This window comes from Bordetella genomosp. 4 (genome assembly GCF_002261185.1).
Taxonomy (GTDB): Bacteria; Pseudomonadota; Gammaproteobacteria; order Burkholderiales; family Burkholderiaceae_B; genus Bordetella_A.
Genome location: NZ_NEVQ01000013.1, coordinates 238,478 through 263,438 on the forward strand (window position 1 = coordinate 238,478; position 24,961 = coordinate 263,438).

General features: G+C 61.4%; 16 protein-coding genes. 1 reads left to right on the forward strand and 15 read right to left on the reverse strand.

Going from position 1 to position 24,961, the window contains the following annotated elements; all coding sequences use genetic code 11:
• Nucleotides 1-39 precede the first annotated feature (39 nt).
• Genes CAL20_RS11370 through CAL20_RS11415 form a run of 10 tightly spaced genes read right to left on the reverse strand, consistent with a single transcriptional unit; the run spans nt 40 to nt 18,773 of the window.
• The gene (locus tag CAL20_RS11370; protein ID WP_094821413.1) at nt 40-1,086 is read right to left on the reverse strand and encodes a DNA topoisomerase IB; all 1,047 of its coding nucleotides are present in this window, start codon (nt 1,084-1,086) and stop codon (nt 40-42) included.
• Between the two features lie 41 nt (nt 1,087-1,127).
• Nucleotides 1,128-3,215 carry a 4-alpha-glucanotransferase gene (gene malQ, locus CAL20_RS11375; RefSeq protein ID WP_094837912.1) on the reverse strand — a complete coding sequence of 696 codons (2,088 nt, stop codon included), beginning with the start codon at nt 3,213-3,215 and terminating at the stop codon, nt 1,128-1,130.
• Nucleotides 3,212-4,966 (reverse strand): malto-oligosyltrehalose trehalohydrolase, encoded by a 1,755-nt coding sequence (treZ, locus tag CAL20_RS11380; protein WP_094821110.1) that lies wholly within the window; start codon nt 4,964-4,966, stop codon nt 3,212-3,214. The genes malQ and treZ overlap by 4 nt, the downstream gene beginning before the upstream one ends.
• Nucleotides 4,963-7,059, reverse strand: a complete 2,097-nt coding sequence (glgX, locus tag CAL20_RS11385) for a glycogen debranching protein GlgX (protein WP_094821111.1) — start codon at nt 7,057-7,059, stop codon at nt 4,963-4,965. Before glgX ends, treZ begins: the two co-directional genes overlap by 4 nt.
• 18 nt (nt 7,060-7,077) lie before the next feature.
• Nucleotides 7,078-9,225 (reverse strand): 1,4-alpha-glucan branching protein GlgB, encoded by a 2,148-nt coding sequence (gene glgB, locus CAL20_RS11390; RefSeq protein ID WP_094837913.1) that lies wholly within the window; start codon nt 9,223-9,225, stop codon nt 7,078-7,080.
• Nucleotides 9,222-12,503 (reverse strand): maltose alpha-D-glucosyltransferase, encoded by a 3,282-nt coding sequence (gene treS, locus CAL20_RS11395; protein WP_094837914.1) that lies wholly within the window; start codon nt 12,501-12,503, stop codon nt 9,222-9,224. Before treS ends, glgB begins: the two co-directional genes overlap by 4 nt.
• Nucleotides 12,500-15,598: an alpha-1,4-glucan--maltose-1-phosphate maltosyltransferase gene (locus tag CAL20_RS11400; RefSeq protein ID WP_094837915.1), complete on the reverse strand. Its 3,099-nt coding sequence runs from the start codon at nt 15,596-15,598 to the stop codon at nt 12,500-12,502. The genes treS and CAL20_RS11400 overlap by 4 nt, the downstream gene beginning before the upstream one ends.
• A 7-nt stretch (nt 15,599-15,605) precedes the next feature.
• Complete coding sequence (gene glgA, locus CAL20_RS11405) at nt 15,606-17,144, reverse strand: glycogen synthase GlgA (RefSeq protein WP_094837916.1); 1,539 nt, start codon at nt 17,142-17,144, stop codon at nt 15,606-15,608.
• 53 nt (nt 17,145-17,197) lie between these two features.
• On the reverse strand, nt 17,198-18,265 hold the full coding sequence (locus CAL20_RS11410) for a mechanosensitive ion channel family protein (protein ID WP_094837917.1): 1,068 nt from the start codon (nt 18,263-18,265) through the stop codon (nt 17,198-17,200).
• The gene (locus CAL20_RS11415) at nt 18,258-18,773 is read right to left on the reverse strand and encodes a CinA family protein (RefSeq protein WP_094837918.1); all 516 of its coding nucleotides are present in this window, start codon (nt 18,771-18,773) and stop codon (nt 18,258-18,260) included. The genes CAL20_RS11410 and CAL20_RS11415 overlap by 8 nt, the downstream gene beginning before the upstream one ends.
• A gap of 149 nt (nt 18,774-18,922) precedes the next feature.
• Between CAL20_RS11415 and CAL20_RS11420 the strand changes: the two genes are divergently transcribed.
• Nucleotides 18,923-20,644, forward strand: a complete 1,722-nt coding sequence (locus tag CAL20_RS11420; protein ID WP_094837919.1) for a hypothetical protein — start codon at nt 18,923-18,925, stop codon at nt 20,642-20,644.
• Here CAL20_RS11420 and CAL20_RS11425 read toward each other — a convergent pair.
• The 5 genes from CAL20_RS11425 to CAL20_RS11445 all read right to left on the reverse strand — a co-directional run bounded on the left by CAL20_RS11425 (nt 20,641) and on the right by CAL20_RS11445 (nt 24,934).
• A complete protein-coding gene (locus CAL20_RS11425) occupies nt 20,641-21,639 on the reverse strand; it encodes an SDR family oxidoreductase (protein ID WP_094821118.1) in 999 nt (332 codons plus the stop codon). The two genes, CAL20_RS11420 and CAL20_RS11425, sit on opposite strands and share 4 nt — an antisense overlap.
• A gap of 103 nt (nt 21,640-21,742) precedes the next feature.
• Nucleotides 21,743-22,447 carry an SDR family oxidoreductase gene (locus CAL20_RS11430; RefSeq protein ID WP_094821119.1) on the reverse strand — a complete coding sequence of 235 codons (705 nt, stop codon included), beginning with the start codon at nt 22,445-22,447 and terminating at the stop codon, nt 21,743-21,745.
• Nucleotides 22,448-22,525: 78 nt separating this feature from the next.
• Nucleotides 22,526-23,068 carry a MarR family winged helix-turn-helix transcriptional regulator gene (locus CAL20_RS11435; RefSeq protein ID WP_094837920.1) on the reverse strand — a complete coding sequence of 181 codons (543 nt, stop codon included), beginning with the start codon at nt 23,066-23,068 and terminating at the stop codon, nt 22,526-22,528.
• A 47-nt stretch (nt 23,069-23,115) separates the two neighbouring features.
• The gene (locus tag CAL20_RS11440; protein WP_094837921.1) at nt 23,116-23,631 is read right to left on the reverse strand and encodes an aromatic-ring-hydroxylating dioxygenase subunit beta; all 516 of its coding nucleotides are present in this window, start codon (nt 23,629-23,631) and stop codon (nt 23,116-23,118) included.
• A 13-nt stretch (nt 23,632-23,644) separates the two neighbouring features.
• Nucleotides 23,645-24,934: an aromatic ring-hydroxylating dioxygenase subunit alpha gene (locus tag CAL20_RS11445; protein ID WP_094837922.1), complete on the reverse strand. Its 1,290-nt coding sequence runs from the start codon at nt 24,932-24,934 to the stop codon at nt 23,645-23,647.
• Nucleotides 24,935-24,961 lie beyond the last annotated feature (27 nt).

The following is a 24,961-nucleotide window of genomic DNA, read 5'->3' on the forward strand; positions in this document are numbered from 1 at the left end:
ACATGAGATTGAAAATCCCGCTCGCCGCAAGCGTCATTCCTACGATGAGCTTGACGTGTCCTGGTCTCGCAAGAACGCCAGGAAACGCCGCTCCGCCGGGCTCAAGCCCTTGGGTGAACGCGGGGCGGGTCCGTTGCTGCTCAATGCAGACGCCTCATGTGCCTGTATCACCGCAGGGTGCACGTAACAGTTGCGGCAGACGGCCGGCGTGTTGGCCAAGGTGCGCGCTACGGTCTTGATCACATCGGGTGGTGAGGCCGACGGATCGTTACGCAGCAGCTCATAGGCCAACACCGAGGCCGCCCATGTCCGGTAGTGCTTGGTGGTGAAATCGCCCGCGCCCGCCGCGCGCAGGTAGTCGTTCACCATGCTCGAATCAACGGCATGGCGCATGCCCGATTCATCCTGGTACTTGAATAAACGCTGGCCTGGGATTTCCATGCAGCGCCGTATCAGGCGCGCCAATCGCCGATCGCGCAGGGTGACATCGTGCACGACGCCGCTTTTGCCGGTAAAGGCCAGGCGTATTTGGCTGCCCGCTACGGTCGTGTGGCGCCGCGACAAGGTAGTCAGCCCATACGACCGGTTTTCACGCGCGTACTCGTCTGAACCAATACGGATGAGCGTCCGCTCGAGCAAGGTCACGATCAACGCCAGTACGCGTTCCGGCGGCAAGCCGGGGCGTGCCAGATCCGCCTCAACCTGCCGGCGAATTTTCGGCAGGGATGCCCCAAAAAGCGCCAACTGCTGGAATTTGCCGGCATTGCGCTCGGCAGTCCAGTCCGCGTGATAGCGGTATTGTTTACGCCCACGCGCGTCGCGACCGGTGGCCTGCAGGTGCCCCACGGGCGACGGACAGATCCATACCTCTTCGTAAGCCGGTGGTATCGCCAGCGCTCGGATGCGGGCTAAGGTCTCCTCATCGCGAATCAGGTGGCCATTGACGTCGTAGTAACGGAATTCGCCGTCTTTGCCGCGTTTGCGCCGTAATCCGGGCTCGTTGTCGTCGTAGTAGATCAGGCCCGAAGGCGTCGCGCTTTCCCTGGGTTGAGTCGGCGCGTTCGACCGAGCGCGATCTGCCGACATGGTGCCGGCATCGAGTTGCTGACGTAAAGCCGCGCGGCGCGTCATGGGCGTCCCCGGGTCTGACGCAGGGCCTGCAGCCGATCGCGCCACGGCGGCGAGTCCATCGCGGTAATAGTGTTTCCCGGCAAGCGCCGCCGCCAGTTGGGAAACTCGACGGTGGTACCTGGCACGTTGGGGCTTTCATCCAATCCGGCAATATCTTCCAGCGATGCCAGCGCCAGCGCACAAGGCGCGCTCGCGACAAAGGCGAGCATTGCGGGCAAGGGGGCACTGGCTGGCAACGAGCCGCCATCGCCCAGTTGGCTCCATAGCGCGACCTTGTCGGCCTGGCGTTCCTGCAGCAGCTGTGTTGCTGTCTTCTCTTGAGTCAGCCGGCCGGCATCCTGGCGCTGGCGGATATCCTTACCATGCCACCACCCCATCAGGGTCGGTAAATCATGCGTGGTCGTCAGCGCCGCCGCATCGCTTGGCCACTGCTCCGGGGGCATAAATGGCGCTGACTCCGATTCTGAATCCCGCATGAACCACAGCACATTCATTCCGCCGATACCATGATCACGCAGCCGCTCGTCAAAGCCGGCCGGTACAGTGCCGAGATTTTCGCCAATCACCAGACAGCGATGGCGCCAGGCCTCCAGCGCGATCAGGCCGAGCAAAGCGTCGGCAGGCAGGCGCAGATAGGCGCCGTCGGCCGGATCGCCGTTATCGGGCACTAACCATAGGCGCTCCATACCGAGAATATGGTCTATGCGCGTACCGCCGGTGTGGGCCAAGGCTGCTCGCAGTACGCCGATAAACGCGTCATAACCGCGGCGTTGCAAAGCGGACGGGGACAGCGCGGCCAGCGCCCACGATTGACCGCGTGGCTGATGGACGTCCGGCGGAGCGCCAATTGATACGCCATGCAGAAAACTGCCGGGATCGCTCCAGACTTGGCTGCCTGCCGGGCTGACGCCTACCGCCAGGTCGCTCAACAAGCCGATTCCCATTCCCGCCTGGCGCGCGGTGGCTTGAGCGTGAGCCAGGCTCGCCGTTGTCAGCCATTGGGCAAAGCAATGGAAATCGACCTCTTTGGCATGATGAGCGGCGAAATCCTGTACATGGCGAGATCGCGGATCACGCCACGTTTTGTCCCATGCCGTCCAAGGCTGTATTCGACCCGGCGCGGCAATATGAGCCGCATGCAGGGTTTCGAATATGGCGTGGTCCCGCAGGGGCTGGCCCTGTTGGCTGCAGAAAGACCGATAGTCACGCTGCAGCGATGGGGCCATCATCACAAATTGGTCGTGCAGGCGGCGCAGCAACTGCAGCCGGGCCTCTGCGGCGCGGGGCCAGTTGATCTGGGCGCCTTGGTCCAATGCTGCCCAGTCCGTAGGCGGCAATGAGTCCAAGGCATGACGCACGGCGGCCTCGCCCAGCACCTGGGCAGGGGCAGCGTAGAGCACATTGAGAAACAGCCGGTTGGACGGAGAATAAGGACTGCACGCAGCAGGATCCGCGCTGAACATGGCATGCAGCGGATTCAAGGCCAGCACATCCGCGCCTGCGTCGCCCAGGCGTTGCGCCAGACTCGCTACGGTCGCGAGATCGCCATGGCCCCATGTGCGGTGTACGGGATCGAGATGCGCTTCGCGCAGGCTATAGACCTGCGCCATGACGCCCCAGCTGCGCGGCTGAGTGCGTCCCAGCAAGGCGGCCATATCGGGTGCGCGCGGGGTGACGGCCAGTCGCTGCGCAGTTTGCCCCGCCTGCCGCAGTTCGTAGTAGCCTGGTTTGACGGGCAAGCGCAACTGCGCACCTTGCGCATGCGGCTCAAGGCTAACCGCATGCGCGTTATGGTCGTCTTCGGATACCAGGTCGGCCGGTCCCTCACGCCATTGGGGCAAGGGCAGGACGTGGCCAGCCCGTTCGACGAGCAGGGCCGGCGTGTGTTGTTGCGTCGTGTCCAGGGCCGCATGAGCGGCCGCCACGTCGTCGGCAGTCTCGCACGGCACGCCCAGCGCTTGAAGCAGCCGGCGCAGTTGCTCGGGGCCGACGCGCCGTGCCTGCCGATGGGCGTCTATCCAATGCTCTTGCAGGCCACAGCGGCGGGCCAGCGCAGACAGGTCGGGCGCGACAGCCTCGCTCATTGGGGCTCCTCCAGCACGCAGAGTGTGCTGCCGGCAGGCAACTCGCCGGCGCAGGCGTGGGTCAAACCGCCGTCAACGCTTTCATAGCGCAAGGATTGGCAGGGCGTGGCGGACAGAGGATGGGGCAGGACGCATGGTGCCGAGCCTAGATTGGTCCACACAGTGAGCCCGGCGCCATCGCCTAGTCGCCATTGCGCCCGAACCGCAGCAGGGCCTAGGACCATGGCCGGTCCGCTACGTGCGCCAATGAGACGGGGCGCCAGACACCGGTGACGTAGATCGAGCAGATGCTGGTAGTAGTCTGTCCATGCTTGTCCGCCCGCGTTGTCCTGCCACGGGCAGCTACGCTGATAAGTGTCAGGCGAATTAGGATCAGGCAGATCGGCAACTGCCGCCAATGCCTCGAATTCACGTTGACGGCCTTGCCGTACCGCGTCGGCCAGCGCCTCATCGGTGTGGCTGGTGAAGTAGAGAAAGGGTGAATTCGATCCGATTTCTTCGCCCATGAAAATCATCGGCACGCCCGGCGACAAGAGTTGCAGCGCAATCGCGGCCCGCAAAGCCTGCTCGTCGCACAATTGATTCAAGCGCTCGCCGAATGCGCGGTTGCCGGTTTGATCATGATTCTGCAGGAACCAGACGAAAGAAGAGGGGGGCAAATCGCCGCTGGGCTCGCCACGGCGTTCACCTTTTCGAAAACGTGAGGCCTGGCCCTGATATTGCCAGCCTTGTGCCAGACAGCGGCTCAGCATGCGGGCAGGGGAGTCGGAATAATCGCTGTAATAGCTCGCCTTCTCGCCGGTCAGCAGGTGATGCAAGACATGATGGCCGTCGTCGTTCCACTGCGCATCAAAGCCGGCGCGCAGCAGTCTGGATCTATTTTTATCGTCCTCGATCACGAGATAGATGCGGCGTGGTGCGAAGCGCTGCCGCAGTCGCTGCGGTAACTCCAGCAGCCAGTCCTCGTCCTCGATGGCGTGCACAGCGTCCAGCCGCAGGCCATCAAAACGATATTCATCCAGCCAATAACATGCGCAATCTTCGAAAAAACGCCTGACTTCAGAGCGGCGAAAGTCGATTGCGGCGCCCCAGGGCGTGGCCACATCCTCGCGAAAAAAGGGCTGCGCGAGGCGAGGCAGATAGTTGCCATCCGGGCCAAAGTGGTTATAGACCACGTCCAGCATCACGGCCAGCCCCAGTCCATGTGCGCAATCGATCAGGGATTTCAGCTCTGCGGGCGTACCGTACGCGGTGTCGGGCGCGTAAGGCAGCACGCCGTCATAGCCCCAATTACGCGGACCGGGAAAGTCAGCTATCGGCATCAGTTCAATGGCGGTAATCCCCAGCGCAGCCAATTCGGGCAGCCGTTCTCGCAAGCCGTTGTAACCGCCGGCCAGCCCTGCGTGGACCTCGTAAAGAACGGTGCGTTCCCATGGCGGCGGCTGCCAGGACGGGTGCTGCCACGCATAGTCGTCCTGCCCCATCACAATGCTGCAGTCGTGCACATCGCCATCCTGCAGGCGCGATGCGGGGTCCGGAATCTCGGTGCCATCGGCCAGCCGGTAGCGGTAGCGCGTGCCGGGAGGGCAGGCGGGCACACGATGTTCTACCAGTCCATCCGGCCCTGGCTGCAGATCAATCGGTGCGCGGCCCGAGATCTCCAGACGCAGGCCAGGCCCCGCGGTAGGCGCCCAGAGTCTGAACACTGTGCTGCCGTCAGACTGCACATTGGCCCCATAGTACGGACTCATGCCACGCCTCCTGGATGGGTGGCCGACAGCAGCACCGCACTGTGCTGCTGGACCTGCACCTCGCCGTCTGGCGGTCCGCCGGCAGATGACAACGCCGAGGTATCCAACTCTTGCGTCCAAGCCAGATCGGGCGCGGGCAGCGTAAAGGCCATTGGCTCGGCGGTGGGGTTCATCATCAGCAGCGTGATGTCCAGTGTGCCGTCAGCGCGAGCCGCGCATCGGCGCAGTGCCAATGCGGCGCCATCGTCCGGGTGTCCCAACGGCGCACCGCTGGGCTCGAACCAGCCGATACGTCGCAAGGAGGGCGCCAGTTCCGCGCCAGGATCGCCGTAACGTTCCGCGCGCAGGCTCGGATGAGCCCGGCGTAACGCCGTCAGGCGCGAAACGAATTCGCTGAGCTCGCGTCCCTCCGCGCTGTCTGCCTGTGTCCAGTCCAACCACGACAGCGGATTATCCTGGCAATAGGCATTGTTGTTGCCGGACTGGCTATTACCGAAATCATCTCCGGCCAAAATCATCGGCGTGCCGTCGGCGCATAGCAGCGTCGTCAATAATGCCCGGGTCACGCGCAATCGGGTCTCGCGGATTTCAGGATCATCGGTAGGGCCTTCCGCTCCCCAGTTATGGCTGAGATTGTCCGGGTGGCCATCCTGGCCGTCTTCGCCATTCGCCTCGTTATGCCGCTCGGCATAGCTCACCAGGTCCGCCAGCGTGAACCCATCGTGCGAAGTGATGAAATTCACACTGGCCCAAGGCCTGCGATGACGGCGGTCGAATAGCGACCGCGAGCCGGTGAGCGCATCCATCATCGCGCCGCGCTGGCCTTCGTCGCCGCGCCAGTAGCGACGCGATGTATCGCGGAACACTCCGTTCCACTCTGCAAAGCCCGGCGGATGATTGCCCAATTGATAGCCATCGGGGCCGATGTCCCATGGCTCTGATATCAGTTTGCAGCGCGCCAGCACGGGATCCTGCAGAATGGCGTCAAAAAATCCAGACCCCGGATCAAAACCGGTTCCTTCCCTGCCCAGCGTCACGCCGAGATCAAAACGGAATCCGTCGATGCCATATGACTCGGCCCAGTAGCGCAAGGAATCCATCACCATCTGTAGCACGCGAGGATGCGAGAGATTCAGGGTATTGCCGCAACCGGTGTCGTTGATATAGTGCCGTTCCTCGCCGGGGATGAGCCGGTAGTAGCTCGCATTGTCCAGGCCTCGCCAGGACAGAGTTGGCCCCCATTCGTTGCCTTCGCAGGTATGGTTGTAGACCACATCGAGCCAGACTTGAATCCCGGCCGCATGCAGGCGTCGCACGGCTTGACGCAGCTCGTTGGCGCCTTGTGGCGTATAGGCTGGCTCGGGCGCGAAATATGACAAGGTGCTGTAGCCCCAGTAGTTACGCAGGTCTTTTTCGATCAAGAATCGATCCTGCAAAAAGGCGTGCACCGGCATGATTTCGAGCGTCGTGATACCCAGACGCAGCAGATGATCGATAAAGCGCGCGTCGCCGAGCGCGGCAGCCGTCCCCCGTATGGGTACACGCAAATCGTCTCGCTGCATCGACGCCCCGCGCAGATGCACTTCGTAGACGACGGTATCCTGCCACCCAATTGTGGGCGCACGTGAGTTGCCCCAGTTGAACGGCACGTCGGCAGTGACAATGCCTTTGGGCATCAGCGGCGCACTGTCACGGCGGTCCAGTGTCAGGTCCCCTCGAGGATGGCCCATGCGATAGCCGAACAGCGCGTCTCCCCAGCGCAGCGGCGCGTGTAGCTGGCGTGCATAAGGATCAATCAATAATTTGTTCGGATTAAAGCGATGGCCATGTTGCGGATCATAGGGGCCATGCGCCCGATAGCCGTAGATCAGGCCGGGCTGTGCATCCGGCAAGTAGCCATGCCAGATTTCGTCGGTGCATTCGGGCAATCGCACGCGCCGCAATTCCTTGCGCGCTTTGGCGTCGAACAGACACAGCTCGATCTGCGTCGCGTTGGCGGAGAAAACCGCGAAGTTGATGCCTAAACCATCGCTGGTAGCACCCAGCGGGTAGGGGGATCCAGGCAGCAAAGGCGCGGAGAGTGTGGCATCCATGATGAGCGGGTCTCCTCGTCAATCGACAGGTTTGAGCACCAGCGTAGTCAGGCCAGGCAAGGTGAGGCTCAGGCTATGGGAATGACCGTGAGCCGGGATATCCTCAGTTCGCCAGCTCTGGCCGTCGGACTCCAGGTGCCCGCCGTATGCCGCGTCGCTGGTGTTCAGCCGCTCGCGCCAGTTGCCGCCACGCGAGACGCCCACACGGTAACCGTGACGCGCCACGGGTGTCAGATTGCAGATCACCAATAATGGCGGCGCGTCGCCGCTGCGCCGTTCAAAGGCCAGCACGCTGTTGTCGGCATCGTCACCGATTGTCCAGGCGAACCCCGCCGGGTCGCTGTCTGCCCGGTACAGCACAGGCTCGTTGCGGTAAAACTGATTCAATGCGCGCACCAGCCGCTGCACGCCACGATGCGCGGGCTGATCCAGCAGATTCCAATCGAGCACGTGGTCATGATGCCATTCGTGCGGTTGAGCCAGTTCGCCGCCCATGAAGAGCAGCTTCTTGCCGGGATGCATCCACATATAGCCAAAATAGGCGCGCAAATTGGCGATACGTGCCTCGTGATCGCCGGGCATCCTGGCCAGCAGCGAGCCCTTGCCATGGACGACTTCGTCATGCGACAGGGGCAGAATGAAATGCTCGGAGTACGCATACACCAGGCCGAACGTCATATCGCGATGATGATAGCGGCGATGCACGGGGTCTTCTTTCATATATCGCAGCGTGTCGTTCATCCAGCCCATGTTCCACTTATAGTCAAAGCCCAGCCCACCGCCCGCGGTGGAACCCGTCACGCCAGGCCATGCCGTGGATTCCTCGGCCACCGTGATGCTACCGTCCTCGCGAGCGTGCACACTGTCATTGAGCGCCCGCAGAAAATCGATCGCCTCCAGATTCTCTCGTCCGCCATAGCGGTTGGGCAGCCATTCGCCCGGCGCCCGGCTGTAATCGCGATACAGCATCGATGCGACGGCGTCCACACGCAGCCCATCGATGTGAAAACGGTCTAGCCATTGATGGGCGCTGGCCAACAGCATGGCGCGGACTTCGTTGCGTCCCAGGTTATAGACGCAGCTGTGCCAATCCGGGTGATAGCCCTCGCGCGGGTCGGCATATTCGTACAACGCGGTGCCGTCAAAGCGCGCCAATCCGTGCGGGTCATCGGGGAAATGTGCCGGCACCCAGTCCATGATCACGCCCAGCCCGACGGCATGGCAACGATCGATGAATTTTGCCAATGCCGCTGGTGACCCGTAACGCGCGGTGGGCGCGAATTGCCCGAGCGGTTGGTAACCCCAGGAACCGCCGAACGGATACTCGGCGACCGGCATTAATTCCACATGAGTGAATCCCATGGCGCTGACATACGCGGGCAAACGGTCGCTCAGGCTGTCCCAGTCTTTCTCGTTGCTCCACGAGCCCGCATGTACTTCGTAAATGGCGACGGGTTGTTCTGGCGAAGCGTTGCGCGCATTCATCCAGGCGTCGTCCTGCCACTCGTACGGTTGCGGGTCGGTGATCACAGACGCAGTATCCGGCGGACATTCGGTCTGCTGCGCGAGCGGATCCGCTTTCCAACGTAATTGCCCCTGATGGTCTAGCACGGCGAACTTATAGCGCTGGCCGGGCTGGGCATGCGGCAGAAAGAATTCCCACACGCCAGCTTGATGGCGCAACCTCATACCATGACGCCGCACGTCCCAGCCATTGAAGTCGCCTGCCAGCGATACACGCCGGGCGTTTGGTGCCCATACGCTGCAACGCAATCCGGGGACACCCTGGCATTCTTCCAGCCTGGGCAACATGTCGAATACTGCGCGCCAGTCGCTCTGCGAAAACGCCGCCAGCGTTCCGTCCGACAAGCACGAATCAAACGCATACGGGTCGAATAGTTCCTCTTCGCTGTCGGGCCATCGCACGCGTAACCTGTAGCCTAGCGGCCCGCGGGATCGCAGCCCAGGCACGCGGGCGTGGAACAAACCATCCTGTCCTGACAGCTCTATGGTTTCACCGTCTGCCAACTGAGCCTGCACGCCCACTGCGCCCGGCATCAGCACCCGCAGGATATCTCCATGCGGGCCGAGCACGGAGAACGGATCACTGTGAGACCCCTCCAGCAATGCGCGGCGGTCAGTGTCGGAAAGACTGTCATTGCTCATCGCTGATCCTCCACTGGGCCTTCTTTGCGCAGGGCAGCGGACAGCAGCAGCTCACGCCCCAGTTCGGCCAGCGCCGCCAATGGCACCGGCAACCAGTCGGGGCGATGCGCCGCCTCGTAACACACTTCATAAGCAGCTTTCTCCAGTTGCGCCAGCGCCAGCAGCGATTGCTCCTGGTCGGACGGCAATGCTGTGCCATCGGATCGCGCTTCGCGATAGCCATCTAAAAAAGCGGTTGCAGCCAATGCGCGGAAACGTCCCAGCAGCACATCGTGATGGCTGGACACTGTGCCGGCCAACGCGTCCGCCGGCGGAGCACCCGGGCCCTCAGGCGATATGGGCGCCAACGCGGTGGCGCGGGCCGCCACACTCGCGGCATAGTCAAAGGACCGCAGCATGCCCGCCAGATCCTTGTACACCGTGCTCGGCGCCTGGCGTTGTTCTGCATCGCGCAGCGGTTCGCCTTCGAAATCGATCAAATAGGCATCGGTCTGCACGACGAGCACCTGGCCCAGATGGAAATCCCCATGCACCGATTGACATGGCACGCCGTGTTCAATAACCGCCAATTCCCGAATGCATGCTTCCAGGCGCGGAGCATGTTCAGCCAGCCACTGGCCGCTGGATTGCAGCGCAGGAGGCAGGTTGGCATGATGTCGCTGAATCACGTCCAGTGCCATCCGCAACTGTGTCAGGACGCGCATCGCCGTTTCATCGCTGTCGCCGGGGCGATCGCTGGTCTCATGCAGGGCAGCGTGCATTTGTGCCAGCCGTTGCCCGATGACACGAACGAACGCGTTATATCCGGCCAAGCGCTCTTCGAAGGCATTGGCGTCTTCGTCGGCGACCAAGGCCGCATCCAATACGCGCCGCAGATAATCGAGCGTCCATGTCCACGCATCGCCTTCATTGGGCACGTAACGATGAAATATCGCCAGCGTTGTACTCTTGCCATCGCGCTGGCACTGCAGCGTTCCTAGCAATGCCGGCGTATTGTGAAAGCCGCCGGCTGCCAGCCTGCGTCCCATCTCCGCCTCGAGAGAGGGGCCGTCTGGCGGTGCGCGCAACACCTTGACCATCACCTGCTCGTCCACGATCGCAGAACTGTTGCTTTGTTCAACGCTAAGCCAGCGCACGGTAGGCGTCTCGGCTGCAGCCAGTTCCTCAGCTGCGGGCTCTGCATTGAAAACCAACGGCCCGTCGTCGCCAGCGCCTTGACGCAATCCGTCGACTAACGCCCGCACGAAAGCCTCCTGCAGAAAAGCATCAGCGAGATAGCCTGTGACCGCGCCACGCCGCAACCGCGCCGCCGGATAGCTGACGTCGCTCGAGTCGTCCCACACCAATGCGAGCGGCAACTGCAGATCAGGCTTGTCGGCGGCGTGATGAACCGCCAACCAGTAGTACTGCCCCTCATGGCCTGGCAGCGGCAAGACCGCACTCACGCTCAGATTGCGTGCCGTGCTGCCTGGATACCATCGCTGACGCGCCAGATACTCGGGCAAGACCTCGTTTTCGAATGCGCGCCGTGCACCGTCGGTCAGGGCCAGATCGCCACGCGGCTTCAGCACCAGCGTAATCAGTTCGGGCATCTGTTCTGGCGCCTGAGCATGCCAGGCCGGGACACTGGCGTCGCGGCTCAGCTCGAACCAATAGAAACCATAAGGCGGCAGCGTCAACAGATAAGGCAGTTCTCCGATCGCCGGAAACGCCGTGCCGCCCAACAACTCGACCGGCACTGTGCCGGCGTATGCCTGCAAGGGCAACTCGACGGGCTGGGCGGCAGCCGACAGATTGGCGACACACAGGATGCTTGTGTCCTGCCATTCGCGCAGATAGGCCAATATTCTGCGATTGCCCGGCGAGAGAAAGCGCAGCGTGCCGCGACCGAACGCCTGAGTCTGGCGGCGTTGCGCCAGCATGCGGCGTGTCCAGTTCAATAGCGAATGGGGGTCGCGCTGCTGCGCCTCCACATTGACGGCCTCGTAGCCATACAGCGGGCTCATGATCGGCGGCAACTGCAACCGTTCCGGATCGGCGCGCGAGAACCCGCCATTGCGGTCGGCGGACCACTGCATCGGCGTACGCACACCATCGCGGTCGCCCAAGTGAATGTTGTCGCCCATCCCCAGCTCGTCACCGTAATAGAGCACAGGCGTACCGGGCATGGACAGCAACAGGCTGTTCATCAACTCAACCCGACGGCGATCGCGCTCAAGCAGCGGCGCCAGTCGCCTGCGGATGCCCAGATTGATGCGGGCTCGCGTGTCCGCCGCGTAGACCTTCCACAAATAGTCCCGTTCCCGGCTCGTCACCATTTCCAGCGTCAACTCATCGTGATTGCGCAGAAAGATGGCCCATTGGCAGTTCTCAGGGATGTCCGGCGTCTGGCGCATGATGTCGATGATGGGAAACCGATCCTCCTGCGCGATGGCCATATACATGCGTGGCATCAGCGGGAAATGAAAAGACATGTGGCATTCGTCGCCCTGGCCAAAGTATTCCTGCGCATCCTCCGGCCATTGATTGGCTTCGGCCAGCAACATACGTCCCGGATACTCGCGCTCGATGACGGCCCGTATTTGTTTAAGCACTGCATGGGTCTCCGGCAGGTTCTCGTTATTAGTCCCCTCGCGTTCGACCAGATAGGGCACCGCATCCAGGCGTAGCCCGTCCACGCCCATATCGAGCCAGTAGCGCATGACACTGATGACCTCCCGCAGCACGCGCGGATTGTCATAATTCAGGTCCGGTTGATGGCTGTAAAAACGATGCCAGTAATAGGCTTGCGCGACGGGGTCCCAGCTCCAGTTCGATGTCTCGGTATCGCAAAATATGATGCGGGTGCCGGCGTAATCGCGGTCCGAGTCGGACCAGACATAGTAGTTGCGTGCTGCCGAACCAGGCTTGGCGCGCCGGGCGCGTTGGAACCACGGATGTTGATCCGAGGTATGGTTGACGACCAGCTCGGTAATCACGCGCAGGCCACGCTCATGTGCAGCGCGAATCAATCGGCGCACGTCGCTGACCGTGCCGTAGTCGGGATGGACAGTCCGATAGTCTGCGATGTCATATCCGTCATCGCGGCGTGGCGACGGGTAGAACGGCAACAGCCAGATCGCGGTCACGCCCAGGCTCGCCACATAATCCAGCTTCGCCAAAAGACCAGGCAGATCTCCTACGCCGTCGTCGTTCGAATCAAAGAACGACTTCACATGCAACTGATACACGACGGCGTCCTTGAACCAGAGCAGATCTTCGCTTGGGGTCTGAGTCATGTTGCGCTCCTGCAAGGGTCGGCCGGTAATCTCCAGATAGAGTAGGGGGCTTCGGGTGTGAGCCTGATTCGTGCGACGCTGTCATGCCAGGCGCTGTGCGCACCCGTTAATAGATCGTCGGCGTGCGCGACGGGCTCAGGCAGCCGCACTTCGGCCTCTGTACTGTGCTGCGGGTCGAGGTTGATGACGACCAGAATTACATTGGCGCCGCCAGATGCGCGTTTGATATAGGCCATCACTGTGTCGGGCCCCGCATTCAAGGGTTGGAAACCGCGATGCGTTTGCAGGGCGGGGTTGGCGCGCCGGATGGCATTGAGCTGCGCGATTTCCGAGCGGATGTTGCCAGGCATGTGCCAGTCGCGAGGGCGTAGTTCGTACTTTTCGGAGTCGAGATATTCCTCGCGCCCAGGCAGCGCGGCCGATTCACACAGTTCGAATCCGCTGTAAACGCCCCAGAGACCCGATCCCGTTGCCGCGAGCGCGGCACGCGCCAGAAAACCTGGGCGGCCATGCGATTGCAAATAGTACGGATTGATATCCGGGGTGTTCACAAAGAAATGAGGCCGGAAAAAACTGGCTACCGGCTCGCCTGACAGCTCAGTGAAATACTCCACCAGTTCCTGCCGGTGGTTACGCCACGTGAAATAGGTGTACGACTGCGTGAATCCGATTTTCGCGAGCCGGTACATCATCGCCGGCCGCGTGAATGCCTCTGACAGAAATAGCGTGTCAGGGTATTTGGCACGAACCTCGGCGATCAACCATTCCCAAAACGGCAGGGGCTTCGTGTGGGGGTTATCCACGCGAAAGATGCGAACGCCACGCTGCGCCCAGAACAGCACAATGTCGCGTAAAGCCCGCCAGACCGGCGATTTGCGGCGCCATGGCGGCGTGTTCTCGTAGAACGCGACGTTGACGATGTCTTCGTATTTCTTCGGTGGATTTTCCGCGTAACGCAGACTGCCGTCTGCCAGCCATGAAAACCAGTTCGGATGGGACTTGAGCCATGGATGATCGGGCGAGCACTGGATAGCGAAATCCAGCGCCATTTCCATTCCCTCTGCGTGGGTGGCTGCCAGCAGACGATCGAAGTCTTCCAACGTACCCAGTTCCGGCGCCACGGCATCGTGTCCGCCTGCGGCCGACCCGATCGCATAAGGACTGCCGACATCGTCAGGACCGGCCTTCAAACTGTTGTTGCGGCCCTTGCGGTTGCGTTGACCTATGGGATGGATCGGGGGCAGATACAACACGTCAAAGCCCATTGCGCGGATATCGGGCAACCGGTTGATGACGTCGTCAAAGCATCCATGACCGCTCGCGGCCTGAGAGCGCGGGAATAGCTCGTACCAGGCTGCATGGCGGGCACGGTTGCGATCCACCCACAGCGGATAGACGGCGCTGGCGCGGGCATGCGGCCGCTGAGCCGTTTCCCGTATCGACGCGGCGAGCGCCGGATCACATAGCTGCTGTAAAGCGCGATCCACGGTCACGCCACCGTCAAAGACCTGCTGCAGTGTTTTCAGCGCGCGTTTGAGCCCGTTGCAGACCCGGGGCGGAGCATTGTCGCGCTCGGCCTTGGCAATCGTACGCGTCAACCATTGCGCGCCCTCGCGCAAAGGCATATCCACAGACTGTCCTGCCGTGTGTTTGCTGTGCCATTCATGGCAGTAGCCTGCCCAGATATCTTGCCAGGCCTGCACCCGATACTCGTGCGCGCCAATCCGTTGCGGCGCAAACGCGGCCTCCCACCGGTCGTTGCCGAGCAGACGCATGGGCACGCGATGCCAATGACGTTCGTCACATGCCCGCCAGCATAAATCGGCAGCCAGCTGCTCGTGACCGTCCATGATCAGCGTGGCCTGCACAGTAAGCTGCTCGTGAGCAATACATTTGACAGGCAGGCGCTCAGGCCCCAGAGCCGGCTGTACGGATTCGATCGCGAGCCGTGGCGCCTGTGGCTGGCGCTCGTCGGCCGGCGCCCGTGCGTCTGATTTCACCTCTGTGGACTCTTGCCAGACCAGTAGGGAACAACCGCTCTCGCCGACAATGCCATGGCGAGGGCGCAGCGCTGGCGGCACGTCCTGGTCAGTCAATGGACCCGCCGGCAAGACCCCGGCCAACGGTGGCAGATCGATGCAGCTGGACGACTCGCCCTGCGGGGCGACGGCCAAGCCCAGTGTCGTATCGTCTTGTGTCTGACGCAACAGCAACGTTGCTCTGCCAGCCTGTCCACCAATGATCGTCAATGGACCTGACAGTGCAACGCTAGCGTGCCATTGCAGCGCCGCGACCACGTCACTCGTGGGCGCATCGCCATCGCGCACATCCACCATCAATCCGTCGCCGCAAAACGCAGCCAGCCACGCGGCGCGGGCTTCTGAACGCCCATCCAACGGTGCCAGTACAGGCGCCAAGGCGCGCAGACGGGCGTCTTCCTGCGCCAGCCAATCTGCCCGGCCATCCCACCACGGCAGCGAATTGACCGTCCAATCGAAACCGACGTGTGTGCGTTGCTGCAGATCGTGCGGTGTCATGCCTTGTGTGGCGGCGATGAAGCGTACCTCGGGATGCCTCTGACGCAGTCCGCTCAACAACTCGTCCCACGTCGCGGGCGGCAGGCCTTGAGGCCGTTGAAGGTAGTAGCCATCGACGCCCGCATTCAGCCATTGGCCGAGACGTTCACTCCAACAACGCAGGAAATCCTCGCCATCGCCTCGCACCTGCCGCGACGACAATGCGTCCAGGGGCTGCCGGGGGTCGAGCTCCGGCAGGTCCCGATCCACTGCGAGCCAGTCGGCCTGCGCCGTCGTGGCCACAGCATCCCGGGCGACGCGATCCAGGATCACATCGACATAGCAAGCCAAGCCCACCGCATGTGCCGATTCGGCGTAGCGCGCAATGGCGTCAACGGCCGGCTCCTTACCGTCAGCCGCCAGGTCAGCATCGTAGGGAACGTTCTGCACGCCGGCTCCGCGCCAAGGCGCGGGCAGCAGAACAGCATTGATACCAGCGCGCGCCCAGGGAGCGAGCGCGTCGCGCTCGCATTGCGTCGTGCGCAACAGCCGCAGGGCAGGGGAGTGAACCAACACCATCCTCGTTCTACGCCGACGCGGCCGACTGCGTTTGCGCCGACTTGCTCAGCCGTATGCGTTCCGCACGCCGCTGTGCGACCGTCAAACGTCTGCCCGTCAGCTCGGCAAACAAGTCCAGATAACTCTGAACAGCATGCGACCATCCGTGGGTGCCTGTCATGGCATTGCGCTGCATGGCTCGCCATACCGCGTCATGCGCCTTCAAATGCGCCGCACGCGCCAGAACCGCCATCACCCCGTTCGTGTCTGGGCTATTCAACATCAGGCCATTAGCGTGCATCATGGCGGCTTCACCCGCGTGCGCGCCGGGATCGCGGACCGAGTCTGCCAGTCCGCCCACGGCGGTCACGATGGGCAGCGTGCCATAACGCATCGCGTAGAGCGGGGTCAATCCGAATGGCTCGAAGCGGCTGGGGTGCCACAGCACGTCCGCGCCCGCCAGCAAGCGATGAGCGACTGCCTCGTCATATCCAATATGCACCCCGCAACGTCCTGGATGTTTTGCCGCGATCTGTCTGAACGCCTCTTCGAATCTTTGCTCGCCCTTGCCGAGCAGGGCGAACTGCAGCCGCGGGTGGGCGGCTAGCGCATCTATCAAGGTATCGGCGGTGAGATCGGCCATCTTCTGTTCAGTCAGACGGCAACATGACACCGTCAGCAATGCGCCCGGATCCTGTGCGAGGCCGAATGCGCGCTGTACATGTTCTTTCCAGCGGGCCTTATTACCCAGATTATTGACACTGAATCCATTGGGCTGCAGGTGCACATTGGTCGCGGGATTCCACAGTTCATCGTCAATCCCATTAGGCAACGCCACCAGCGCGTCTGCCCGAAAACGCAGCGCGCCGTCCAATCCGCAACCGCGCTCGGGATCCAGAATTTCGCGCGCATAGGTATGACTGACTGTGGTCACGCGATCGGCATGCAGAATGCCGGCTTGCAAAAAATTCAGTCTGCCCCAGGCATAAAGCCCGGCCGCTTCGCGCACATTGGACGGCAAGCCGAGCTGTTGCACTTCACCCGGATCGAATGCCCCCTGGAATGCCAGATTGTGGATAGTGAGTACCGTTTTTACCGATCGCAGACCCGCGCCCTTGATGAGTAGCGGTGTCAGCGCCGCATGCCAATCGTGAGCATGTACGATCGCAGGCCGTTCCAGGCCCGGCAAGCCCGCAGCGACGGCAGCGGCCGCATGCGCGAGCGCGGCAAAGCGGCAGGCGTTATCGGCATAGTCGCGGCCGGTCTCGTCGATATAACATCCCGGCCGGTCAAAGAGCGCCGGATTGTCCAATAGCAGGCATGCCAATCCGGTAGAACGGCAGTGGCCAGACACCAGGCGGGCAGGGCCTCCGGGCAAACCCTCGATCGGCCAACTGGCATCGATACGGACCTTGTCCAGCACGCCCCGGTAGGCCGGTAACAATATCCGTACCTGAGCACCCGATTGGTCCAACGCCTGCGCCAAGCCCGTTACAGCATCTGCCAACCCCCCGGTCTTTACCAGCGGATACGCTTCCCCAGCGACAATCAGTACTGTGCTCGACATATTGGCTCCTTGTTTTGGCCCTTCCTTCCTACAGGAGCAAGTCGCGTGCCTGGCTATATCTCCGCGCTTTGAACCGCATCCTCGCGCAGGTGCAGGGTGCGTTCTTGGGGACGCAAGGTCACATCGCGCGCCGCAAAAGCACGCACAATCCCCAAGTTGATCGCCTGCTGAATGTCCATATACCGGTTGTAATCGGCGCTCAATACGTAATAGACCGCTTCAATTTCCAGACCATAGTCGCCGAATCTGGCTACGTGAGCGCGGTCAAAACGCGTTGCTGCCTGCGCTTCGATCTGCGCCTTGATGTCGGCGGGCAGTTCGAGCAGCGTGTCGGCCGGCGTGTCATAAGGCACGCGTAATGTGAAAATGATTCGCCGCTGTTCCATCCGTTTGTAGTTTTGAATGGTCTGCTTCAGCAGTTCTGTATTCGAGCAGACGATCTGCTCTCCGCCCAGACTGCGGATGCGCGTCGTTTTCAATCCGATATGTTCGATCGACCCGGCCACCGAGCCAAACACAATAAAATCGCCGACCTCAAAGGGCTTGTCCAGCCCGATCGAGATGGAGGCGAACAGGTCGCTCAGTATGGTTTGCACCGCCAACGCCACTGCGACGCCGCCTATCCCCAGGCTCGTGACGAGTGCCGTGATATTCACACCCAAATTGTCCAGGATTGCCAGCAACGCCACGACCCACACCACCGTGCGCACCAGGAAAGAAAGCAGCGTGATGGTCACGCGTCCGGCACGCAGCCGTTCACCCACGATGGTCAGCACGCTGCGGCAAGCGACGTCCAGCCATAAGGCCAGTTGTAACGCCAGCAACACGAACCATAGATGATCGGATACCCAGCTTTGCCAAGGGAATACCGCTTGAGTCAAACGCATGCCGATCATCAGCGCCAGCAGCGCGACGATAAGGCGATTAGTGCGTGTGACTACTGCCAGCAATGCCGATGCGTAGGGATGGTCGCCCTCGGCCATCCGAGAGGTCGCTTGGCGACGCACGACATTCAATACCGAGATAAACCCAATGAACAGCACAACAGCCAGTGCCAGGGTCCCAAACCAGGCGCCCCATATCGCGCCGTATTCTGCATACAAATCAGGCAAACTAATCATCGTCGTTTCCGCGCTCTCGAGATGCCAACCATTGGGCGTGATAATGCTGAATGCGCTGCAGCGCATACTCAGCGGCCATCTGCCTCACCTCGTTGCGGCTGCCGGAAAACTGGCGCGTCTCGGTGTAAATCCTGGTTGGAATGCCGGGCGTGCGTAATAACCAGGCATAGCATTGGGTTCCAGCCTCGACGCCTTCGCCGCCATCATCGGCCACACCGGTATTGGCGATGATCACTGATGCGCTGCAACGTTCAGCGGCACCTTTCGCCATCGCGCACGAGACTTCCGTGCTAGTCAGGTTGTACTGGCGCAAAATCTCGTCGGAGACGCCCAGGCAACTACGTTTGGCAGCCGGCGAATACACCACGAACTCACACTCCAGCAAACCGCCCGCACCCGGCACCTCGGCCAGCTGCGATGCAATGAGGCCGGCCGTGCAGCTCTCAGCGGTTGCCAGCGTCAAACTGCGACGGCGCAGGTAGTTGGCAACGTTCTCGATCTCCGTCATTTGATGGTCCTCCGGCTGCAGTCCATGCAGTTCGAATCGGGGAATAGGGCAGGGGAAATATTCATGCCGGCGCCGCAGCAAGCCCCGTTCCCGCTTGGGTACGCGACTTGCAGTGTCTATCCCATTCATCACCCCTCAGGGACATTCCCATGCTCGAATCGCTCTCTCAGTACCCAGCCACGCAAGCGACATCCGTTGCGCGCCATACCTACCCGGCGGCGATCAATCGTCAACACGTGTATCTGCCTGCGGAATTAGGACGACGCGTCACCGAACGTTTGCAGACCATACGAGCGCAGCGCTGGGTGTCGCGATTGTGGGCGGGCGACGCCAAACTGTGGACCGATACTGACGAAAGCCATTGGATGGGATGGGTCGACCCGTCGCGCCAGGAGCCGGTGATACGCCGTTATCTGGGGCAATGCGCACGGTTGCGCGATAACGGCTGCGTCAACGCTATCCTCATGGGCATGGGCGGAGCGGCGCTGGGCGCCCATGTCCTGCAAAATGCTTTGGGCAGCGCGGCCGGCGGTTTACGGCTGCATGTGCTGGACTCGACTGACCCGGATCAGGTGGCAGCACTGCAGCGCCGCGTTGCACCGGAAACCTGTCTGCACATCGTCGCCAGCAAATCGGGCACTACGATGGAATCGACACTGCTCGCCCAGCACTTCTATGAGAGCGCGCGCGACAGAATCGGCGCCAATGCGGGCCGGCACTTCTGCGCCATTACCGATCCCGGCTCGCCGTTGCAGGCGCTCGCCGAGCAACAAGGGTATGCCGCCATTTTTACCGGTGATCGCACGGTAGGCGGACGCTACTCGGTGCTTTCGCCCTTTGGCCTGGTGCCACTGGTTCTGATGGGACACGATCCGATAGACTTTCTACGTCACGCCAAGCTGCTGCGTAATCACTGCGGCCCACGGGTTCCATTGAACAACAACCCTGCGGCGTTGTTAGGGGCAACGCTAGGCGAAGCGGCCCTGGCTCACCGCGACAAGGTCACTATCTGGGCTGAGCCCGAACTGGAGGGCCTCGGCGAGTGGATTGAGCAACTGTTAGCCGAATCGACAGGAAAGTTTGGCGGTGGACTCATCCCCGTCAATCAAGAACCGATAGCGCAAGCAGACCGTTATTCGTCAGACCGCCTGTTCGTCATACTGCGCCATGGCGCCGCGATGGAGCGGCAGCGAGACGCCTTGAGAGCAGCAGGCCAAGCCGTGATCGATGTGGAGATCGGCGACGGCGCCGCGCTGGCTCAGGAATTCTATCGCTGGCAGTTTGCCACCGCCGTGGCGGGCTCGATCCTGCAGGTCAATCCCTTTGACCAACCGGATGTAGAGGCCAGCAAGTGGCGCACGCGTCAATTGCTGGGGGCCCCGGTGACGCCGGCGGACGGGCAACGTTACGGCAGCCTGATCGTCGATACCGGCGGTAATCAGGATCTGGGCGAATGGCTGCAGACACAGGCGGCGCGCTATTTCGCGTTGCTAGCCTACGTTCCGTGCAATTCGCGCAACCGCGCGTGGCTCTCGTATTGGCAAGGCCACCTACGCGACCTGTTCGGCACAGCCGCTACTGCGGGATTCGGACCACGTTATCTCCATGCCAGCGGTCAACTGCACAAGGGCGGCCCCGCGGGCGGCGCGTATCTATTCATCGGCCGCCAGGCTTGCGACACCAACGAACTGGGCAGGTGCCAAGCCGCCCAGGCGCAAGCCGATTTGGCAGAATTACGTGCTCGCGGCAGACGCTGCGCCGCCGTCTGGTTCACGGCGGATGCCGTCCAGGGTATGCGCGATCTAGGCGCGCTGTTGGAGCAGGCGCTGAGCGTTACAAGCGCCAGCGCCGCAGATGCCGCCTTGACCTAGTGGCGGCGTCGGGCGAGCGCAGTGCCGACCAGCAGTACTGCGCCTGTCCCCAGCCAGAACATCCCTTTACCACGTGTGTTGACTTCCGTGTAATAGCTGTGGCGCCGAACCTTCGAAGGCGATGGCGTTGCTGCGCGGACACCAGGCTCGTATAACCCGTCGCCGCCCTCTGTGGCAGGCACGTTGCTGCGTTGATGCCGCGTCAGCCAGCCCCCCAGCGCGTCCATCAGACCCGGTGCGCGATGCCCTAACGAGGACATTATCTTGGCTGCCGAGCCGACATACAGATCGCGCTGCGGCTTCTGGGCTGCATACAGAATGGCCTGCGCCACCGCCTCCGGCGAATAAATCGGAGGAGGCAAGACGGGCTCGACATCCATATAGTTGCGAGCGCGGCGTGTGTAATCCGTATCGATGGACCCGGGCTTGATCAGTGTGACGCTCACGGGCAGGTTCTCTTGCATCAGTTCCATGCGCAAGGCGTCGGTAAACCCTTTCACTGCATGCTTGGCGGCAGAATATGCGCCTTGCATCGGAATTGCCCGGTCCGAGACTTCGCTGCCCACGTTGATCAGCGCGCCGCCTCGCTCTCGCAGATAGGGTACGGCCGTGAGCGATCCGTACACCACGCCCCAGTAGTCCGTCTCGAAGAGCTTGCGCTGATCTTCAATCGGCACGCTCTGCAATGGCCCAAAAATAGACACACCAGCGTTGTTCACCCACGTATCGACCGAACCGTAGGCCTCCAGCGCTGCCTGCAGCAGCCGGTGATGATCTTCCTCGATCCCTACGTCCATCGTTACGGTGGTGACCTGACCGCCTTCGGTCCGGATCGATTCCGCTACCTTGTCCAACTCAGCCGCATCGCGGCCGGCCAAGACAACCCGAGCGCCCGCCCGGGCAGCGGCGCGGCCTGTGGCCGCCCCTATACCGCTGCTGCCGCCGGTGATGACGAGCACCTGTTCAGCCAACGGTTTCAAGTTCAATTTACGCATCGCGACCTCCCTGTGAAAGCAGAAAATCGCTGCAAGTCACGTGCCTGAATGGGCCCGCCGCTGCCGCAAAAGCGCAGGCCAGAGGAGGGCGCTCAGTCTGTCGTCATACAGATCGTGTCAGCCCGCCGTCGACCCGAATGTTCTGGCCGGTGATATACGCTGCGCCTTCGCTGGCCAGAAAGGCAACTGTGGCGGCAATTTCGTCACTCGTGCCGTAACGCTTCATTGGCACGTTGTCACGACGCTCATCACGCTGCGGCAGGCTGTCGATCCATCCGGGCAAGACGTTGTTGATGCGGATATTGTCCTGGGCATACGTATCGGCAAAAATCTTGCTGAATGCGGCCAAGCCGGCGCGAAACACTGCCGACGTCGGAAACATATCGCTGGGTTCGAACGCCCACGCGGTGGAAATATTGATGATCGCGCCGCCTTTCTGTTTCTGCATGACGGGGGTCACCAGACGGGTCGGGCGGATCACGTTCATCAGATAGGTATCCATCCCCTTGTGCCAGTCATCGTCGCTGATTTCCAGAATCTGCGCGCGCGGCCCGTGCCCGGCGCTATTGACCAGCACGTCGATCCGGTCCCATTTCGCGACGGCCGCATCGACCAGGCGGCGCAGATCGTCGTTGGACTGATTGCTGCCCGTGACGCCGATGCCGCCCAGTTCGTTGGCCAGTGCCTCGCCCTTGCCGGACGACGACAGAATTCCTACCTTGAAACCGTCTGCAGCCAGCCGCTTGGCTGCCGCTGCGCCCATGCCGCTGCCGCCTGCAATGATCAGTGCGACTTTTTCTGTTTTCATCATGACTCCTGCAAACAAAAAAGATATATGGTGAACGAGAGGGTAGCAGTATCCAGCCCGGCTGGTCCTCGGCGACCGTCAGAAACCTCGCAGAACCGTGCGGCCATACTGGTTGTTGCCCTCTACCAGCGTCGCGAGCAAGCGCATGAACACCTCACGGCTGCGCGCGTTCAGCGGTTCCAGCAGGCGCTCCTGGGCGCGAGCCATCCCGGCATGGAGTTCCTCGACCACTCTGGCGCCTTCTTTGGTCAGCTTGGCCTGCCGCGAGCGCTTGTCTTCGGGGTTGGTGCGGCGTTCGATCAGGCCGCGTTCTTGCAGCCGCTTGACCACGTCGGCGGTGGTGGTGCGGTCCAGCCCCACATCCATGCCTATTTCTGTCTGGTCCATCCACGGCACGAGCGACAGGGCCGTCAGGATGCCGTACTGGACTGGCGTGATGTTGTGAGCATGACATTCCTCAAAGAACATGGCGTAGTGGATCTGGTTCAAACGCCGTACAAGGAACCCGGGCCGTTCCCACAGTACCTCGCGGGCGACGTCCGCTGCCTCGTTCGCGCCTGCGGATGCCTTTGGGGAGGCTGTTTTTCGTGTGACTGGAGTCTGCTTCTTTGATAGTGTCATGCGGCCAAGTTTCCAATCCCCGCCAGTGGCGAGGAAATACTGAGGTTTTATACAGGATGGACCAGATCATTCGCCAGAATGTTGGTATCGTAAATGACGTCGCGTCGTTTTAGCAGCAAACGCCCATGCTCCCGGACAAACACGTCGTGATAGCTGCCGGCCAGGTGCACCGTCGTGGGGCCTTCCACGAGCGTCTGCATCAATAGGAAGGTGGCGTGCGCCTCGACCTCGCTGCCCTTGTCGTCGATCACGCGCACATTGCTGACGATGTGCAGCAAATAACGGGGTGCGAACATTTGGGTACGGGAGATCGCCACCGCGCGATCATGCATCATGTCGCGGCCCTCTGCGTAGACCAGGCCGACGGGCAGATTCAATTCTGCATTTTCGCGAGAGGTGATTCGATAGAGCGCGTCGGGCGTAAAAAAATCAGGCCATCGTTCTACATCGCCGCCATCCAGCGCCGCACAATACTCCGCATGGAACAGTTCTATTTCGGCTTTCAGCAATACCGCTTTCTCAATGGCCAACCGGCTAGGCACGTAAGTGTTCTTTTCGTTCATGTCGTCGGGCTCTTCAAAATTCCATGACTTGGCGGTAGTACTGATACATGGCGCGAATGGCGGCTTCGGAAATCAGCGTGTCGGAGGTTCCTACTTTGCCGCTCTCCAGCTTGAGCACGTTGAGATCCGTGCTGGAACGGCGTACGCCTTCTTGAACGAACTTCATGGCTTCGTTGTCTTCCAGGCCCAGAAAGCCCGCCGGTCCCATCAAATTGCCTTGGCGCAAGCGATGGCGCTGCATCTCGTCGGTGTCATCCTCATAGCCGAACATGGTCCATTGCATGATCATGCTGTTAGGGCCGTTGGGAATAATGTGACGCACGCCCAGGGTATTCATCTCGCGCTGCACGATCAGATTCGGCCAAATGGTCTGCATCGTCACTGACCAAGGCGAGTCAAATTCCTTGATGTACTCCAGAAACCGATCATCGCGCAGGCGCAGGCCATCGTGGAAAGAGCGCATCTCTTTCTTGTTTTCCTCGCTCACCGTCGCGTACTTATCCTCGCTCTTGGCCGATGCCATCGTGCCATGGCGGCCATGGGCAGTATCGACCGTCATCGCCGATTTATTGCCCGCCACGAGCAGTCCGAACACGACCAGGAATGAATGCAGCAGCGTGGCGTGATAGGGATCCTTCAGGTTTTCGTGATACATCTTCCAGTTGCAGGGCAACTCGTTGCGGTAATAGCCCAGTATTTTCAGCGGACGCCCTGGAAATACCGCGTCGAAATCCAAGAGCATCTCGGGCGTGAGATAGTCCTCCAGCGGTTCGACGTCGTGTGAGTACGACGCAAAAATCACGCCATGACGGGTGGTCACGTTCAGCTTGCGCAGGCCGTGCTCTTCGTTGCGGAAATCCCGCGGCATGCCGCCTGCCTTGTTGACCCCGCGCTTGAAGGGGACGCCCTGCAAGTTGCCCTTCAGGTCATAAGACCACTGGTGATACGGACAAACGAACTCTGCGGTCTTGCCTTGCCCATGCCGGCAAAATTCCGCACCACGATGCGCGCAGCGATTTTCAAAGACATGCAGGCTGCCGTCTTCCGCGCGTGAAACCACCACGGGAACGGCGCCAACATAAGAACGTTTATAACTACCGGGCTCCGGTACTTCCGCCTCCAAGCCGACGAAATTCCATGTCTTTCCGCGAAAGATCCGGTCCTGTTCGCGCTCGTAGACATCCTGGCTGGTATAGACCCAGTCAGGCACATAATGCAACGCGTCCTCTGGCCACACACAGTCGGCCAGCGGAGGGTCTTTTCGGGCGGGCGTAATGCCGATCACGGTTTGTGATTGATACATGGATAAAGCTCCTGAATGATGTGCGCT

Coding starts and splice junctions, on each gene's coding strand:
- CAL20_RS11440 (WP_094837921.1), bottom strand. CDS start 23,631: ATGAACGAAAAGAACACTTACGTGCCTAGCCGGTTGGCCATTGAGAAA.
- malQ (WP_094837912.1), bottom strand. CDS start 3,215: ATGAGCGAGGCTGTCGCGCCCGACCTGTCTGCGCTGGCCCGCCGCTGT.
- glgA (WP_094837916.1), bottom strand. CDS start 17,144: ATGTCGAGCACAGTACTGATTGTCGCTGGGGAAGCGTATCCGCTGGTA.
- CAL20_RS11420 (WP_094837919.1), top strand. CDS start 18,923: ATGCTCGAATCGCTCTCTCAGTACCCAGCCACGCAAGCGACATCCGTT.
- CAL20_RS11435 (WP_094837920.1), bottom strand. CDS start 23,068: ATGACACTATCAAAGAAGCAGACTCCAGTCACACGAAAAACAGCCTCC.
- CAL20_RS11370 (WP_094821413.1), bottom strand. CDS start 1,086: ATGTCGGCAGATCGCGCTCGGTCGAACGCGCCGACTCAACCCAGGGAA.
- CAL20_RS11445 (WP_094837922.1), bottom strand. CDS start 24,934: ATGTATCAATCACAAACCGTGATCGGCATTACGCCCGCCCGAAAAGAC.
- treS (WP_094837914.1), bottom strand. CDS start 12,503: ATGACTCAGACCCCAAGCGAAGATCTGCTCTGGTTCAAGGACGCCGTC.
- glgX (WP_094821111.1), bottom strand. CDS start 7,059: ATGGATGCCACACTCTCCGCGCCTTTGCTGCCTGGATCCCCCTACCCG.
- CAL20_RS11410 (WP_094837917.1), bottom strand. CDS start 18,265: ATGATTAGTTTGCCTGATTTGTATGCAGAATACGGCGCGATATGGGGC.
- treZ (WP_094821110.1), bottom strand. CDS start 4,966: ATGAGTCCGTACTATGGGGCCAATGTGCAGTCTGACGGCAGCACAGTG.
- CAL20_RS11430 (WP_094821119.1), bottom strand. CDS start 22,447: ATGAAAACAGAAAAAGTCGCACTGATCATTGCAGGCGGCAGCGGCATG.
- glgB (WP_094837913.1), bottom strand. CDS start 9,225: ATGAGCAATGACAGTCTTTCCGACACTGACCGCCGCGCATTGCTGGAG.
- CAL20_RS11400 (WP_094837915.1), bottom strand. CDS start 15,598: ATGGTGTTGGTTCACTCCCCTGCCCTGCGGCTGTTGCGCACGACGCAA.
- CAL20_RS11415 (WP_094837918.1), bottom strand. CDS start 18,773: ATGACGGAGATCGAGAACGTTGCCAACTACCTGCGCCGTCGCAGTTTG.
- CAL20_RS11425 (WP_094821118.1), bottom strand. CDS start 21,639: ATGCGTAAATTGAACTTGAAACCGTTGGCTGAACAGGTGCTCGTCATC.